This is a genomic window from Streptomyces sp. SCSIO ZS0520, assembly GCF_025643355.1.
GTDB lineage: Bacteria > Actinomycetota > Actinomycetes > Streptomycetales > Streptomycetaceae > Streptomyces > Streptomyces physcomitrii.
In genome coordinates this window covers 3,211,536-3,227,615 of record NZ_CP092644.1, presented here as the reverse complement: position 1 = coordinate 3,227,615, position 16,080 = coordinate 3,211,536, and the positions used below count along the sequence as shown (strand labels likewise).

Sequence of the window (16,080 nt, the reverse complement as noted above, 5' to 3'; positions counted from 1 at the left end):
CCCGGCGCCGCCTCCCGTGGCGTCGCCGCCGCGGCCGGTTCCCTGGTTCCGCCGCCGGGGGACTTGCCCGGCTTTGCCTTTTTCGTCATTGGCACCGTTCCAGGGTATGCGTGCGCGGCCCCGCCCCAGGACAGCCAACCGCCGCGGGGGCAGTAGCGTTCCGTACATGAGGCTCGGAGTTCTCGACGTCGGTTCGAACACGGTTCACCTGCTCGTGGTGGACGCCCACCCGGGTGCCCGCCCGCTGCCCGCGCACTCCCACAAGGCCGAGCTGCGCCTGGCCGAGCTGCTCGACGAGGCGGGTGCGATCGGGCCCGAGGGCGTGGACCGCCTGACCGCGACCGTGCGCGGGGCGCTGGAGGCGGCCGAGGACAAGGGCGTCGAGGACCTGCTGACCTTCGCCACCTCCGCGGTGCGCGAGGCGGTGAACGCCGAGGAGGTGCTCGCCCGCGTCAAGGAGGAGACCGGGGTCGCGCTGACCGTGCTCACCGGCGCCGAGGAGGCGCGGCTCACCTTCCTCGCCGCCCGCCGCTGGTTCGGCTGGTCCTCCGGCCGGCTGCTCGTCCTGGACATCGGCGGCGGCTCCCTGGAGATTGCCTACGGCATGGACGAGGAGCCCGACGCCGCCGTCTCGCTGCCGCTCGGCGCGGGCCGCCTCACCTCCGGCTGGCTGCCGGGCGACCCGCCCGAGGCGGAGGCGGTGCGCGCGCTGCGCCGGCACGCGCGGGCCGAAATAGCCCGGGTGGTGGGCGAGTTCAGCAGGCTGGGGCGGCCCGACCATGTGGTCGCCACCTCCAAGACCTTCAAGCAGCTGGCCCGCCTGGCCGGGGCCGCCCGCTCCGCCGAGGGCCTGTACGTGCAGCGGGAACTGGGCCGCGAGGCGCTGGAGTCCTGGGTGCCGCAGCTCGCCGCGATGACCGCGGAGGAACGGGCGAAGCTGCCGGGGGTCTCCGAGGGGCGCTCCGGGCAGCTGCTCGCGGGCGCGCTGGTCGCCGAGGGCGCGATGGACCTCTTCGACGTGGACACCCTGGAGATCTGCCCCTGGGCGCTGCGCGAGGGCGTCATCCTGCGGCACCTGGACCAGATGCCGCCGGGCCCGGCCGCGCTCGGTCCCGGTGCGGCCGCCGCGGGCCGTTATGGAGAGCGTCACAGCTGAAGCCGTACCGGGGCCCGTACTCTGTCCTGCGTGGCAGAACCAGCGGTGCGCATCCCGGATGCGAAGGTCGCGCTGTCGACGGCCTCGGTCTATCCGGAGTCGACGGCGGTGGCCTTCGAGATCGCCGCGCGCCTCGGCTACGACGGCGTCGAGGTCATGGTCTGGACCGACCCGGTCAGCCAGGACATCGAGGCGCTGCGCAGACTGAGCGACTACCACGAGGTGCCGATCCTCGCGGTGCACGCGCCCTGCCTGCTCATCACCCAGCGGGTCTGGTCCACGGACCCCTGGGTCAAGCTCCAGCGGGCCCGCGCCGCCGCCGAGAAGCTCGGGGCGAGCACCGTGGTGGTGCATCCGCCCTTCCGCTGGCAGCGGCAGTACGCCCGGGACTTCGTCTCCGGGATCTGGCGGATGGCGCACGAGACGGACGTCTGCTTCGCCGTCGAGAACATGTACCCCTGGCGCTACCGGGACCGCGAGATGCTCGCCTACGCCCCCGACTGGGACGTCACCCGGCACGACTACCGGCACTTCACCATCGACCTCTCGCACACCGCGACCGCCCGCTGCGACGCGGTGGAGATGGCCGCGCGGATGGGCGACCGCCTCGGCCACGTCCACCTCGCCGACGGCTCCGGGTCCGGCAAGGACGAGCACCTGGTCCCGGGCCGCGGCACCCAGCCCTGCGCCGAGCTCCTGGAGTCCCTCGCGGCCCGCGGCTTCGACGGGCACGTGGTGGTCGAGGTCAACACCCGCCGCGCCATGTCGGGCGCGGAACGCGAGGCCGACCTCGCCGAGGCCCTCGCCTTCACCCGCCTCCACCTGGCGGCCGCGGCCAGGGTCCCCGGCTCATGACCGCTGCCGCCGCCCCCCGCCGCCGCGGCAGGCCGCCGCGCGCGGGCGCCGCCGAGGGGCCCGGCACCCGGGAGCGCATCCTCGCCGCGGCCCGCGAGGAGTTCTCCGAGCGCGGCTACGAGAAGGCCTCGGTACGCGGCATCGCCAAGGCCGCCGGGGTCGACCCGGCGCTCGTGCACCACTACTTCGGCACCAAGGAGCAGGTCTTCGAGGCCTCGGTCGCCGCCGCCTTCGCGCCCGCGCTCGAAGCCCCGGCCGCGGTCGCCGACGGCCCCGTCGAGGGCATCGGCGAGCGGCTGGCCCGCTTCCTCTTCGGGGTCTGGGAGAACCCGGCGACCCGCACCCCGCTGCTCGCCATCGTCCGCTCCGCGGTCAGCAACGAGGCCGCCGCGGCCGTCTTCCGCCGCCTCATCGCCGCCCAGCTGCTGCGCCGCATCGCCGTCCAGCTCGACCACCCCGACGCCGAACTGCGCGCCGAACTCGCCGCCGCCCAGCTCGTCGGCATCGCCATGCTGCGGTACGTGATCAAGGTGGAGCCGCTGGCCTCGGCGGACCAGGAGCAGATCATCCGCCGGGTGGCGCCGGTGGTGCAGCACCACCTGGTGGGGGAGTAGGCGGGGGGCCGCCTCGGCCCGTCCGCCGCGCGCGTGCCGGTGAGGGATGGGAACGGGACACCGCATCAGTCCGACCCTCGGCCCGTCCGCGCGCGTACCGGTGCCTCGGCCCGCGCCTCACCCCGCACCCGCGCACCCCGCCCGCGTACCGGGACCCCTCAGCCCGCCGCCTCCCCGGCACCAGCCGCCGGCCCGGTGGGCTCCGCGATCTCGCCGAGTTCCGCGAGGTCGGGCAGGAGCGGCGCGTCCGGCAGCAGCGGCAGCTCGGCCCAGATGATCTTGCCCTCGCGGGTGTAGCGGGTGCCCCAGCGGTCGGCGAGCTGGGCGACCAGGAGCAGCCCGCGGCCGCCCTCGTCGAAGACCCGGGCCCGGCGCATGTGCGGGGAGGTGCTGCTCGCGTCGGAGACCTCGCAGATCAGCGCGCGGTCCCGGATCAGCCGCAGCCGGATCGGGATCCCGCCGTACCGGATGGCGTTGGTGACCAGTTCGCTGACGACCAGCTCCGCGGTGAAGGAGGCCTCCTCGAGACCCCAGTCCGCGAGGGTCGCCAGGGTGTGGCGGCGGGCCTCGGAGACCACCGCGGGATCGGCCGCCAGCTCCCGTACGGAGATCTGGTCGGAGGCGAGGACGCGGGTCCTGGCGAGCAGCAGCGCGACATCGTCGGTGGGGCGGGCCGGGACGAGGCGGCCGATCAGCGCCTCGCAGACGCTCTCCAGGGGCACCGGCGCACCGCCAAAGTCCGCGCCTGCCGCCCCGGTCTCCGCCAGGACCTCGGTGAGCACGGCGAGGCCGGAGTCCACGTCCCGGCCCTGGCTCTCGATCAGCCCGTCCGTGTAGAGGGCGAGCAGGCTGCCCTCGGGCAGGTGCAGCTCGGACTTCTCGAAGGGCAGGGCGCCGAGGCCGAGCGGCGGCCCGATCGGCAGCTGCGGGAAGTCGACGCGGCCGTCCGGGCCGACCACGGCGGGCAGCAGCTGGCCCGCGCTGGCCAGGGTGCAGTTGCCCGAGACCGGGTCGTAGACCGCGTACAGGCAGGTGGCGCTGGACTCCTGGCCCTCCTCCGGGTCCTGGTCGGCGAGGCGGATCACCACGTCGTCGAGGTGGGTGAGGAGTTCGTCGGGGGCGAGGTCGACATCGGCGAGGGTGCGCACCGCGGTCCGCAGCCGCCCCATGCTGGCCGAGGCGTACAGGCCGTGGCCCACCACGTCGCCGACCACCAGGGCGACCCGGGCCCCGGCCAGCGGGATGACGTCGTACCAGTCGCCGCCGACCCCGGCGTGCGAACCGGCCGGGAGGTAGCGGGAGGCGACCTCGACCGCGGACTGCTCCGGCGGGCGCTGCGGGAGCAGGGCGCGCTGGAGGGTCAGGGCGGTGGCGCGCTCGTGGGTGTAGCGGCGCGCGTTGTCGATGGAGACGGCGGCCCGGGCGGCGAGGTCGCGCACCAGGAGCAGGTCGTCGTCGGTGAACGGCACCGCCTCCCCCCGCCGGAACAGCAGCGCCAGTCCGAGCGCCGCCCCGCGCGCCCGCAGCGGCACCACGAGCACCGAGGCGAGGCCCTGCTCCCGGACGGCTCCGGCGGTCCCCGGGTCCGCCCTCAGCCAGTCGGGTGGGCCGTCCAGGCGGTGCCGCGAGGGCTGCCCCGTGGTCAGCGCGAGGTCCGGCACCGAACCCGCCGGAAAGGTGTACGGATCGCCCGGCGGCCCCAGTTCGCCGGGGCCCTCGGCGGGGGCGGTCTGCTCGGCCACCCGGCGCAGCCGCCCCGGTCCCGGCCGCGGCGGGGACCCCTTCGGGCCGAGCACCGGGTCGAGGAGGCTGACGGTGGCGTAGTCGGCGAAGTGGCGCACCCCGACGTCGGCGAGCTCCTGGGCGGTGCGGCCGATGTCGAGGGTGGTCCCGATGCCGGTGCTGGCCTCGTTGACCAGCCTGAGCTGCCGCTGCACCCGGCGCTCGCGCTGGGCCTGGTACACGCGGAAAGCCTGCTCGGAGGCGAGGTCCATCCACTCCAGGCCGAAGACCGCGAGCCGCAGGGTGGCCGCGCTGACCAGCTGCGGATCGCCGCTGCGCCGCGCGATGTCCTCGAAGAGCGGCGGGGTGAGCCCGGCGAGCCCGAGGCGGTAGGCGCGCAGCATCGCGCTGACGGGGATGTCGCGGTCGGCGAGCAGCCGGGCCAGCTTCACCGCCGTCTGCGGCTGCCCGCCCGCCAGGCCGGGGCCGACTCCGCCGAGGACGTCGAGGAAGAGGTCCACGCTCTCGGTGACCAGGGCGCGGGCGGGACCGTTCACCTCCGCCTCGCCGAGCGCGGGGATCTCGGCGGCGTAGAGGCCCATCAGCAGATCGGTCAGCGCGGCGCGGCGGGGGCGCAGGTCCCCGGCCACGGCGGCGAGCAGCCGATCCGCATCGTCCATACCGGAAATATAGGCACGAAGAAGGCGCTACCGCCGGGTCGCGTCCGGGCTTTCGCCGCCGGGTTCGCCGCCGGGTCCGCGGCCCGCCCCGGGACCGGCCGGGCGGCCCCGCGAGCTGCCCGGCGACCGAGACCGGCGTCCCAGGATCCGGACATGGTGTCCGGATCCTGGAGGACGGGCGTACTCTCTTACAGACAGGCATGCCTGTCCGCCAGGCATGCGGGGCACAGCTGAGCGGACGGCCGGACGGCGGCCCGCGGTGCTGGAGCCCGGATCCCGTACGGGCGCGCGGCGAGCGCGCGGACCGCCCGGGATCCCCGTCGAATCCGCCGGTGCCGTGAGCGCGGCCCCGGAGCCGAGAAGGAGCGAGCGACGATGCCCGAGCTGAGGTCCCGCACTGTCACCCACGGCCGCAACATGGCGGGCGCCCGCGCCCTCATGCGGGCCTCGGGCGTAGCGAGCGAGGACATCGGCAAGCCGATCATCGCGGTCGCCAACTCCTTCACCGAGTTCGTGCCCGGGCACACCCACCTCGCCCCGGTCGGCCGGATCGTCTCCGAGGCGATCAAGGCGGCGGGCGCGGTGCCCCGGGAGTTCAACACCATCGCCGTCGACGACGGCATCGCGATGGGCCACGGCGGCATGCTCTACTCGCTGCCCTCCCGCGACCTGATCGCCGACTCCGTCGAGTACATGGCCGAGGCGCACTGTGCCGACGCGCTGATCTGCATCTCCAACTGCGACAAGATCACCCCGGGCATGCTGATGGCCGCGCTGCGCCTGAACATCCCGACGGTCTTCGTCTCCGGCGGCCCGATGGAGGCCGGCAAGGCCACCCTGGTCGACGGCACCGTCCGCAAGCTCGACCTGATCAACGCCATCAGCGACGCGGTCGATGAGAACGTCTCCGACGAGGACATCCTGCGCATCGAGGAGAACGCCTGCCCGACCTGCGGCTCCTGCTCCGGCATGTTCACCGCCAACTCGATGAACTGCCTGACCGAGGCCATCGGCCTCTCGCTGCCCGGCAACGGCTCCGTCCTCGCCACCCACACCGCCCGCAAGGCCCTCTACGAGAAGGCCGGGCACACCGTCGTCGAGCTGGCCGAGCGGTACTACGGGGGCGACGACGACTCCGTGCTGCCGCGTAACATCGCCACCCACGCGGCCTTCGAGAACGCCATGGCACTCGACATCGCCATGGGCGGCTCCACCAACACGATCCTGCACCTGCTGGCCGCCGCCCAGGAGGCCGAGGTGGGCTACGACCTCGGCGACATCGACGCGGTCTCCCGCCGGGTGCCCTGCCTCGCCAAGGTCGCGCCCAATGTCGCGCCCAGCACCACGTACTACATGGAGGACGTGCACCGCGCGGGCGGTATCCCGGCGATCCTCGGCGAGCTGTACCGGGGCGGGCTGCTCAACGAGGACGTGCACACCGTCCACGCGCCCGGCATCAAGCAGTGGCTCGACGACTGGGACATCCGCGGCGGCGCCGCCTCGGCCGAGGCCGTCGAGCTGTGGCACGCGGCGCCCGGCTGCCGCCGCTCGGCCGAGGCCTTCAGCCAGTCCGAGCGCTGGGACAGCCTCGACACCGACGCGGCCAACGGCTGCATCCGCGATGTCGCGCACGCCTACTCCCAGGACGGCGGACTCGCGGTGCTCAAGGGCAACCTCGCCGAGGACGGCTGCGTGGTGAAGACCGCCGGGGTCGACGAGTCCATCTGGACCTTCGAGGGCCCCGCGGTGGTCTGCGAGTCGCAGGAGGAGGCCGTCGACAAGATCCTGCGCAAACAGATCACGGAGGGCGACGTCGTCGTCATCCGCTACGAGGGCCCCAAGGGCGGCCCCGGCATGCAGGAGATGCTCTACCCGACCTCCTTCCTCAAGGGCCGCGGCCTCGGCAAGTCCTGCGCCCTGATCACCGACGGCCGCTTCTCCGGCGGCACTTCGGGCCTGTCCATCGGCCACGCCTCCCCCGAGGCGGCCTCCGGCGGCACCATCGCCCTGGTCCGCGACGGCGACCGGATCCGGATCGACATCCCGAACCGTACGATCGAACTCCTCGTCTCCGAGGCCGAGTTGGCCGCCCGCGAGCAGGCCCTCGGCGGGGTGTACGCGCCGAAGGACCGCGACCGCAAGGTCTCCACCGCCCTGCGCGCCTACGCCGCCATGGCCACCAGCGCCGACAAGGGCGCCGTCCGCGACATCTCCAAGTTGGGCTGAGCACACGGCAGTTCGGCAGCACCGGCGCCCCGGCCCCCTCGGCCGGGGCGTCCGCGTACGCCCGCCGCCGCGAAAACCGGATGCGCGCCGCGGGCGGGGTGCGGTGTGATCGGACCATGGCGATCGTGCTGAGCAGTCCGGAAGTCGACGAGCTGGACAGGCCCCTGGGCGCACTGCGGGAGTGGCAGCACGAGGGGGCGCCGATGCAGCTGCATCCGGGGGACCTGGGCTGGTTCCGGCGGTTCGGCGCGGCGGCGACGGCCGCGGCGGTGCGGACCTGGAGCCGTCACGGGCGGATCCTCGCCGTCGGACTCCTCGACGGCCCCGACCTGCTGCGGCTGACCACCGCTCCGGACGCCCGGCAGGACGAGGAGCTGGCCCGGCGGATGGCCGCCGACCTCACCGGTCCGGAGCGCGGCGTCCTGCCCGAGGGCAAGGTCTCCGTCGAGGCGCCGCGGGACGCACTGCTCCAGGAGGTCCTGCGCGCGGACGGCTGGGACACCGGCGAGCCCTGGACGCCGCTGCGCCGCGACCTCACGGAGCCGGTGCCCGATCCGGGCGTACGTATCGAGGTGGTCGGGCCGGAGCTGGCGCCGGAGCGGGCCGCCGTGCAGCGGGCCGCCTTCGACGGATCGACGTACGGCGAGGAGCGCTGGCAGGCCATGGCCGCCGGGCCGATGTACGCCGACGCCCGCTGCCTTCTCGCCCGCGACGCGCAGGGCCGGGCCGTGGCGATCGTGACGGTGTGGTCGGCCGGTCCCGGCAGGCCCGGCCTCCTGGAGCCGATGGGCGTGCACCGGGACCACCGCCGCCGCGGCCACGGCCGGGCGATCACCCTCGCCGCCGCGGCCGCCCTCCGGGAGCTGGGCTCGTCGAGCGCCCTCGTCTGCACCCCGAGCGCCAACCCCGGCGCCGTCGACACCTACGCCTCGGCCGGGTTCCAGCGGATGCCCGAAGTCCGGGACCGCTGCCGGGAGTTGTAGACCGGTGGGACCGGCCGGGACCGGCCGGGGGTCGGCTTGCGCCCTGCCTCCGACCGGCTTGCGTCGTCCCCTCCGACCGGCTTGTGCCGTACCTTCAGACCGGCTTGCGCAGTCCCCTCGGACCGGTTTGCGCCGTGCCTTAGACCGGCTTGCGCCATACGGAGATGTGCTTCGCGGAGTCCTGGGTGAACGGCGCCCCGTCCCAGTCCGCCACCCGGCGCTCCAGCTCGAGGCCGGCGATCCGGGCCATCAGGTCGAGTTCGGCCGGCCAGGCGTACCGGTGCCGCGAACTCCCGCGGCGGTAGCGGCCGTCCGCGCCGTCCCGGGTGAAGTGGTGCGAGACGAGGACCTGTTCGACCAGGTCGAAGGTGTCGAAGCCGAGATGCCGCTCGGAGACGTCGAAGGGCACCGCGACCTGCCCGGGCGGCAGGAACCGCAGCGGCGGCACGCCCAGCTCGATGACGAAGCGGCCGCCGGGCGCCAGATGGCGTGCCGCGTTGCGGAAGCACTCGACCTGCTCCTCCTGGGTGAGCAGATTCGTGATCGTGTTGTAGACGAGATAGACCAGGGCGAACTCGCCGGGCACCACGGTGGTGGCCATATCCCCGAGGACCACCGGGAGCGTGTCCTCGTCGACCTTGCGCCGGAGCACCTCCGCCATGGGCGCGGAGAGTTCGATGCCCACGACCGGCACACCGCGCTCCCGGAGCGGGACGCCCACCCGCCCGGTTCCGATGGCGAACTCCAACGCCCGCCCCGGACCGGCCAGTTCGGCGAGGAAGTCCAGGACCGGCCCGAGAGCGGCGGCCGAGGACGACTCGGCCTCCTCGGCGTCGTAGCGTTCGGCGGTCGCTCGGCTCCACAGTTCACTGCTCGTCACGGTCGGTCACTCTGCCGGGTGCCGAGGGGCGCTGTCGACGCAATTACCGTCCAGGGCCCATCGGTTGACGGGGTGTGGTGTTCGGCCGACCGCCGCGGACCGGCCGCTCGACATGCCGCCGTCCAGGGAGCAGCAGAACGGCGTCTCAAGGCAGTTGACGGTGACCCGCGCTCACCACACCGAAGGATTGGCCGAGTTGACCGCGAACACCGACCCGTCCGGCGCGCTCGCGTACACCCGCCCCCCGGCCATGACCGGCGGCGGCACCGCGGCGGCCACCTGCTGCGGGGCGGCGGCACGGGGCCGGGCCCGGGTCTGCCCGAGCAGGTGCCCGTCCCCGGCGGCCACCGCGATCAGCGCACCGCCGGGCGTGGAGAAGCAGACTTGCCGCCCGTCGGTCACCGGCACCGAACCGCGGCTCGCCCCCGACTCCGTACGCCAGCGCTGTTCACCGGCGGCCAGGTCCACGGCGACCACCGCGCCGCCCGCGGCCGTCAGATAGGCGCGGTCGCCGTGCACCGCGCCCAGCGCGTCGTCCAGCGGCAGCTTCAGCGGGATGCGGCGCTGCGTCCCGCGCCCCGGTGCGTAGCGGATCAACGCCTCGGTCTGCGCTGCGGAGTTGAGCGACTGGAGGACGACGGCGCCGCCCGCCACCCCGGCCGGGCGCACCGCCCCGGCGAAACGGTGCTCCCAGCGGGTCCGGCCCGAGTCCGGGTCGAGCGAGGTCACCAGGGTGCTGCCGCCGTCGCCGCCGAGCCGGGTGGCGAGCACGCTCTCCCCGAAGGCCCAGAGCACCGGCTGCCCCGCCCCGCCGGGCCGCCGCCACCGCTGCTCGCCGCTCGCCGCGTCCAGCCCGGTGAGGCTCCCGTCCCGCCCGCCGAGCAGCACGGTCTCCCCGGCGAACCGCACCGCGCCGCCGTACGAGCCGAGCTCCCGCTGCCAGCGCTTCTCCCCGTCGGCCGGGTCGAGGGCGAGCAGGGTGCCGCCGTCGTCGCTGACCGTCAGCAGCCGCCCGGCGGCCAGGTGGGGCGCGAACTCGGGGGCACCCTTCGGCGCCGCCTCCCGGCTCCACTCCAGCTTCCCGCTGCCCGGGTCGAGCGCGGCGGCGGGCAGTCCCGGCTGGGTGCAGTACAGCGCCCGCGCGGTGTACGCGCACCGCGGGGTGCCGCCGCTGGCCTCCGCCGAGCCGCCCGGCAGATCCTCGCGCCAGGGCGCGAAGGCACCCTTCGGCGCCCCGGACGGCGTTCGGTCCGGCGCGGCCCCGCCGTCCCCGCCCGGCCACAGGAGCGCCGTACCCGCCGCACAGAGCGCCAGCACGGCGGCGAGGGCGCCGAGCACCAGCGGGCGGCGGAGGAAGCGGGAGGCGCGGGGGGTCGGCGACTGCGCGGGGTCGGTGGGGTCCGCGGACTCCACGGACTCCCCGGACTTCCGCGAGTCAGCCGGACCCGCCGCGCCCTCTGCACCCGCCGATTCGGCGGAACTCCCGCCCTCCATGCGTCCGTTGGGGGCAGGCGCCCACCCCGCATCCCCGCCCGCCTCCCCCTGGCGGACCTTCCGCTGCGCCGGTATGAAGGCCTGGGTCTCGTACGAGGCCGCGACCGAGCGGAGGTCGGCCATCACCTCGTCGGCGGTGGGCCGGTCCTCCGGGTTCTTGGACAGGCAGGCCTCGACCAGCGGGACGAGGGCCTCCGGCAGCGCGGACAAGTCGGCCTCGTTGTGCACCACTTGGTAGGCCACGAGGTAGGGGCTGTCGGACTCGAAGGGCGCCTTGCCGGTCGCCGCGTGCACCAGGAGCGAGCCGAGCGCGAACATGTCGGCGGCCGGGCCCACTTCACGCGGGCGGCGGAACTGCTCCGGCGCCATGAACGGCGGACTGCCGATCAACTTGCCCGTCTCGGTGCGCAGTTCGCTGTCCTTGGGCCGGGAGATCCCGAAGTCGATGACCTTCGGCCCGTCGTCGGCGAGCAGCACATTGCTCGGCTTGAGGTCGCGGTGCACCACCCCGGCCCGGTGGATGTCCCGCAGCGCCTCGGCGAGCCCGGCCATCAGCCGCCGCAACTGGGCCGGGGACAGCGGTCCGTGGCGCTTCACCTGCTCGGAGAGGGGGGGACCGGGAATGTAGAGGGTGGCCATCCAGGGGCGTACGGACTCCGCGTCGGCGTCCACCACCGGCGCGGTGAAGGCACCGCTGACCCGCCGGGCGGCGGCGATCTCCTGCCGGAAACGCCCCCGGAACTCCGGGTCCTTGGCGAATTCCGCGTGCACCACCTTCACCGCGAGCGGCAGCCCCGAATCGCTGCGCGCCAGATGCACGACGCCCATCCCGCCCGATCCCAGGCAGCTCTCCAGGCGGTACTGACCGGCGTACTCGGGATACGCCGCGTCGGTTCCGGCACCGATGCCTCCCCGTGGCGCCATGGACCCACCCCCGAAGCTGTTCGTCCGGCGCGCGACGCACGGAGCCTAGTCGATGCTTCGTCCCCTGCTGCAGGGGCTTGCTAGCCTCCGCGTGTGTCGCCCGCACTGGCCGGAATCTGCGCATGCGGCACATTGGTTGGGGGATCTGCACATTCGAGGGGGTCCACGGGGGCCCGGAGGGGGAGCCGTCATGGCTGTCGACCAATTCGAGAACGCCGAGGAACGCGCCGAGGGCACGGAGGCCCAGCTCGCCCGGCGCTACCCGATCGCGCCGGGCTACACGCTGAACGTCCGCGGCGGCCCCGGCACCCAGTACTCCCTGGTGCGGGTCCTGCCGCCGGGCAGCAGCGTGCTGATCCACTGCCAGACCCGCGGCCAGAACGTCAGCGGCCCGTACGGCACCACCCGCATCTGGGACAACATCAGCCCCGGCGAGTACGTCTCCGACGCCTACGTGAAGACCGGCAGCGACGGCTACGTGGCCCCGCCCTGCGGCTGAACCACCCGGCTCTTCGCGCATGGCTCTTCGCGCATGGCTCTTCGCGCATGGCTCTTCGCGCATGGCTCTTCGCGCATGGCTCTTCGCGCATGGCTCTTCGCGCACGGCGCGGCGTGCCCTCGGGAAGGCACGCCGCGCCCTCGCGGAAGACGTGGCGCACAGGGCGGCGGGCAGACCCGCCGCCCTGCTCCCACCCCGCCGCGCCACCATGGACGCATGACCGACACCCGGCGCGCCCACTCCTTCAACGCGGCGGCCGCGCAGTACGCCGCCAGCCGCCCGTCCTACCCGCCCGCCCTGTTCGACACGGTCGAGGAACTCTCCGGCCGCCCGCTGCGCGGCGCCGCCGTGGTGGACGTCGGCGCCGGTACGGGGATCGCCTCCGCGCGGCTGCACGCGCGCGGCGCCCGGCTCCTCGCGGTGGAACCGGGTGAGGGCATGGCCGCCGAGTTCCGCAGGCAGCTGCCCGGGGTGCCGGTGGTACGCGGCGACGGCAACGCCCTGCCGCTCGCCTCCGGCAGCGCCGACCTCCTCACCTTCGCCCAGTCCTGGCACTGGACCGACCCGGCCCGCGCCCTCCCCGAGGCCCTGCGGGTACTGCGCCCCGGCGGCACGCTCGCCCTGTGGTGGAACGTCATGGACCACCGCGTCGACTGGGTCGCCGCCCAAGGCGCCCGCCTCGCCGCCCACTTCGGCGCGCACGCCGGGGCCCACGGCACCCCCGACCGGGTCCGTGCGGAGGCGGGCGCGGCCGAGTTCACCCACCACCGGGTGCCCTGGAGCCGCCGGATCAGCGTCGACACCCACCTCGCCAACATCGGCAGCCACTCCCTCCTCCTGGTCACCGGCGAGGAGTCCCGCGCCTCCTTCCTCACCGCCGAACGCGCCGCCCTCCTCCGGGACTTCCCCGACGGCACCCTCGACGAGCCGTACGTCGTCGACCTCCTGGTGACCCACCGCCCGATCGGCAACTGAGGCCACCGGGCGACTGCTTGAGCTGCCGGGCCCCCAACTCGACGTACGCATTGACGACTTGGGGGCCTTGGCCGTCTCCACCGCGAGCCGTACGGGGATCCGGCCGAGGGGGAGAGAGGCGAGCGAGTTGCGGCGAGAGGAGACCTGGCCTTCCCCTCGGCCGGATCCCCGGATCCCCGGATCCCCGGATCCCCGGATCCCCGGATCCCCGGATCCCCGGATCCCCGGATCCCCGGGCCCCCTCGCCTCCGCCTGACTTCCCGGCCTCTCGTTCTCCGCCCCCTCGTTCTCCGCCTCCTGACTCCTCGGCTCTGGCTCCGCGGTCCCTGACTCCCTGGCTCCTTGACGCCGTACCCCCGCAGGCGCATTATTCATCACATGATGAATTCCAAGGCTCCCGCCCCTCCCGTGGCCGGCGAGGCCACCGGATCACCCGCCGTCCGCGCCCGGGGCCTCACCGTCACCCGCGGTCCGCGCACCGTGCTGCGCGGGCTCGACTTCTCGGTCCCGGCGGGCCGCGTCACCGGGCTGCTCGGCCCCTCAGGCTGCGGGAAGTCGACCCTGATGCGCGCCCTCGTCGGAACGCAGGCCAAGGTGAGCGGCACCCTCGACGTCCTCGGCCGCCCGGCGGGCAGCGCCGCCCTGCGCTCACGCATCGGCTACGTGACCCAGGCGCCCTCCGTCTACAACGACTTGACGGTGCGTCAGAACCTGGAGTACTTCGCCGCGGTACTCGAACCGGGCAGGTCCGCCGCCGGGCGCCGCGCCCAGGTCACCCGGGCCATCGAGGACGTCGACCTCGGCTCGCACGCCGACTCCCTCGCCGCAAACCTCTCCGGGGGCCAGCGCGGCCGGGTCTCGCTCGCGGTCGCCCTGCTCGGCTCGCCCGAACTCCTCGTCCTGGACGAACCCACCGTCGGCCTCGACCCCGTACTCCGGCGCGAGCTGTGGCACCTGTTCCGCGGGCTGGCCACCGAGCGCGGCGCCACCGTCCTCATCTCCTCGCACGTCATGGACGAGGCCGAGCGCTGCGACCGGCTCCTGCTCCTGCGCGAGGGACGCCTCCTCGCCGAGGACACCCCCGAGGCCCTGCGCGAGCAGACCGGTTCCGCCACGGTCGAGGAGGCCTTCCTCCACCTCGTCGACCAGGCCGCCGCGCACTGACCCCGGCCCGCCCGCGCCTCCGCCCCCGTACCGCGAGCCCGACGCCCGGACCGGCCCCGTACCGCGACCTGCCCCTCGCCCCCGACCGGCAGCCGCCGCTCGGACCCCACCCGACCCGACCGCGCCCCCGCCCCGAACTCCCGCCCGAGACCCTTGCCCGAACCCCCGACCCCGGAGCCACCCCATGACCCTCTCTCGGACCCTCGCCACCGCCGCCCGCGTCCTGCGCCAGCTGCGCCACGACCCCCGGTCGATCGCGCTCATGGTGCTCGTGCCCTGCGTGATGCTCCTGCTGCTGCGCTACGTCTTCGACGCCAGCCCTCGCACCTTCGACAGCATCAGCGCCTCGCTGCTCGGCATCTTCCCGCTGATCACGATGTTCCTGGTCACCTCGATCGCCACGCTGCGCGAACGCACCTCCGGCACCCTCGAACGCCTCCTCGCCCTGCCGCTCGGCAAGGGCGACCTGATCGCCGGGTACGCGCTGGCCTTCGGCGCCCTCGCCGTCGTCCAGTCCGCGCTCGCCACCGGCCTCGCCCTGTGGGCCCTCGGCCTCGACGTCACCGGCTCGCCCTGGCTGCTGCTCCTGGTCGCCCTGCTCGACGCCCTCCTCGGCACCGCGCTCGGCCTCTTCGTCTCGGCCTTCGCCGCCTCCGAGTTCCAGGCGGTGCAGTTCATGCCCGCGGTGATCTTCCCGCAGCTGCTCCTGTGCGGACTCTTCACCGCCCGCTCCCGCATGCAGCCCGTCCTGGAGGCCCTCTCCGACGTGCTGCCCATGTCGTACGCGGTCGACGGCATGAACGAGGTCCTGCGGCACCCCGAGGTCACCGGCGCCTTCGTCCGCGACACCTCCGTCGTCGCCGGATGCGCCCTGCTCGTCCTGGTCCTCGGCGCCGCGACCCTGCGCCGCCGCACCGCCTGACCGGCCGCCCGGGGCCCGTCCGGTCCGCGGACGCCGCGCGCCCGGCCACCCGCGCGGTGCGAGGATGAGCCCGCGGCAGCGAGGCGAACGCGCGGCCGGCACAGCAGGGACAAGCGCAGCACAGCCAGCGGAAGGGGTCGGCCGCCCATGAGCCAGAAAGTCGCCGTACTGGGAACCGGAAAGATCGGCGAGGCCCTGCTCAGCGGCATGATCCGCTCCGGCTGGTCGACCGCCGACCTCCTGGTCACCGCCCGCCGCCACGAACGCGGCGAGGAACTCGCCTCCCGCTACGGCGTCACCGTGACCGGCAACGCCGAGGCCGCCCGCGCCGCCGACACCCTGATCCTCACCGTCAAGCCCCAGGACATGGGCACCCTTCTCGGTGAACTCTCCCCGCACCTGCCCGCCGACCGCCTCGTGGTCAGCGGCGCCGCCGGAATCCCCACCACCTTCCTGGAGGAGCGGCTCCCGGCCCGCACCCCGGTCGTACGGGTCATGACGAACACCCCCGCCCTGGTCGACGAGGCCATGTCGGTGATCTCCGCGGGCAGCCACGCCACCGGCGGCCACCTCGCGCACGCCGAGGAGATCTTCGGCGCCGTCGGCAAGACCCTGCGCGTCCCCGAGTCCCAGCAGGACGCCGCCACCGCGCTCTCCGGCTCCGGCCCCGCGTACTTCTACTTCCTGGTGGAGGCCATGACCGACGCGGGCATCCTGCTCGGCCTGCCCCGCGACAAGGCCCACGACCTCATCGTGCAGGCCGCGATCGGCGCCGCCGTGATGCTCCGCGACAGCGGCGAACACCCGGTCACCCTCCGCGAGAACGTCACCTCGCCCGCCGGCACCACCATTAACGCCATCCGCGAACTGGAGAACCACGGCGTACGCGCCGCCCTGATCGCCGCCCTGGAGGCCGCCCGCGACCGCAGCCGCGCACTGGCCTCCGGCAGCGGCTGAACCCAAGGGGCGGGAGGCACCGGCCCGCG

Annotated in this window: 13 protein-coding genes; 10 read left to right on the top strand and 3 right to left on the bottom strand. The window is 74.4% G+C overall.

What is annotated here, in order from left to right; genetic code table 11:
- Window positions 1–166 precede the first annotated feature (166 nt).
- From MID12_RS12220 to MID12_RS12210, 3 genes are read left to right on the top strand one after another with little or no spacing between them, the layout of a single operon-like run.
- Window positions 167–1,156 (top strand): Ppx/GppA phosphatase family protein, encoded by a 990-nt coding sequence (locus MID12_RS12220; RefSeq protein WP_052482283.1) that lies wholly within the window; start codon window positions 167–169, stop codon window positions 1,154–1,156.
- A gap of 30 nt (window positions 1,157–1,186) precedes the next feature.
- Entirely contained in the window at window positions 1,187–2,011 is an 825-nt protein-coding gene (locus MID12_RS12215) for a sugar phosphate isomerase/epimerase family protein (protein WP_263166906.1), read from the top strand.
- Window positions 2,008–2,625 carry a TetR/AcrR family transcriptional regulator gene (locus tag MID12_RS12210; RefSeq protein ID WP_263166902.1) on the top strand — a complete coding sequence of 206 codons (618 nt, stop codon included), beginning with the start codon at window positions 2,008–2,010 and terminating at the stop codon, window positions 2,623–2,625. The genes MID12_RS12215 and MID12_RS12210 overlap by 4 nt, the downstream gene beginning before the upstream one ends.
- A 158-nt stretch (window positions 2,626–2,783) precedes the next feature.
- Here MID12_RS12210 and MID12_RS12205 read toward each other — a convergent pair whose 3' ends face one another.
- Window positions 2,784–5,027, bottom strand: coding sequence for an ATP-binding SpoIIE family protein phosphatase (locus MID12_RS12205; protein ID WP_263166900.1), 2,244 nt, complete (start codon window positions 5,025–5,027; stop codon window positions 2,784–2,786).
- 375 nt (window positions 5,028–5,402) lie between these two features.
- Between MID12_RS12205 and ilvD the strand changes: the two genes are divergently transcribed.
- Together ilvD and MID12_RS12195 are read left to right on the top strand one after the other, a co-directional pair.
- Window positions 5,403–7,253: a dihydroxy-acid dehydratase gene (ilvD, locus tag MID12_RS12200; protein WP_040249875.1), complete on the top strand. Its 1,851-nt coding sequence runs from the start codon at window positions 5,403–5,405 to the stop codon at window positions 7,251–7,253.
- 116 nt (window positions 7,254–7,369) lie between these two features.
- Window positions 7,370–8,236, top strand: a complete 867-nt coding sequence (locus tag MID12_RS12195; RefSeq protein ID WP_263166896.1) for a GNAT family N-acetyltransferase — start codon at window positions 7,370–7,372, stop codon at window positions 8,234–8,236.
- A 139-nt stretch (window positions 8,237–8,375) separates the two neighbouring features.
- Here the strand turns inward: MID12_RS12195 and MID12_RS12190 are convergent, their stop codons facing one another.
- Together MID12_RS12190 and MID12_RS12185 are read right to left on the bottom strand one after the other, a co-directional pair.
- Entirely contained in the window at window positions 8,376–9,116 is a 741-nt protein-coding gene (locus tag MID12_RS12190) for a class I SAM-dependent DNA methyltransferase (RefSeq protein WP_263166893.1), read from the bottom strand.
- Between the two features lie 171 nt (window positions 9,117–9,287).
- Window positions 9,288–11,534: a protein kinase domain-containing protein gene (locus MID12_RS12185; RefSeq protein ID WP_263166890.1), complete on the bottom strand. Its 2,247-nt coding sequence runs from the start codon at window positions 11,532–11,534 to the stop codon at window positions 9,288–9,290.
- A gap of 190 nt (window positions 11,535–11,724) precedes the next feature.
- Here MID12_RS12185 and MID12_RS12180 point away from each other — a divergent pair, with 190 nt between their 5' ends.
- From MID12_RS12180 to proC, 5 genes are all read left to right on the top strand, one after another.
- A complete protein-coding gene (locus tag MID12_RS12180) occupies window positions 11,725–12,033 on the top strand; it encodes an SH3 domain-containing protein (RefSeq protein WP_040249863.1) in 309 nt (102 codons plus the stop codon).
- 216 nt (window positions 12,034–12,249) lie between these two features.
- Window positions 12,250–13,008, top strand: coding sequence for a class I SAM-dependent methyltransferase (locus tag MID12_RS12175; RefSeq protein WP_263166888.1), 759 nt, complete (start codon window positions 12,250–12,252; stop codon window positions 13,006–13,008).
- Between the two features lie 378 nt (window positions 13,009–13,386).
- Window positions 13,387–14,172, top strand: a complete 786-nt coding sequence (locus MID12_RS12170; RefSeq protein ID WP_263166886.1) for an ABC transporter ATP-binding protein — start codon at window positions 13,387–13,389, stop codon at window positions 14,170–14,172.
- A gap of 184 nt (window positions 14,173–14,356) precedes the next feature.
- Window positions 14,357–15,094, top strand: coding sequence for an ABC transporter permease (locus tag MID12_RS12165; RefSeq protein ID WP_263166884.1), 738 nt, complete (start codon window positions 14,357–14,359; stop codon window positions 15,092–15,094).
- A 147-nt stretch (window positions 15,095–15,241) separates the two neighbouring features.
- Entirely contained in the window at window positions 15,242–16,051 is an 810-nt protein-coding gene (proC, locus tag MID12_RS12160) for a pyrroline-5-carboxylate reductase (protein ID WP_040249856.1), read from the top strand.
- Window positions 16,052–16,080 lie beyond the last annotated feature (29 nt).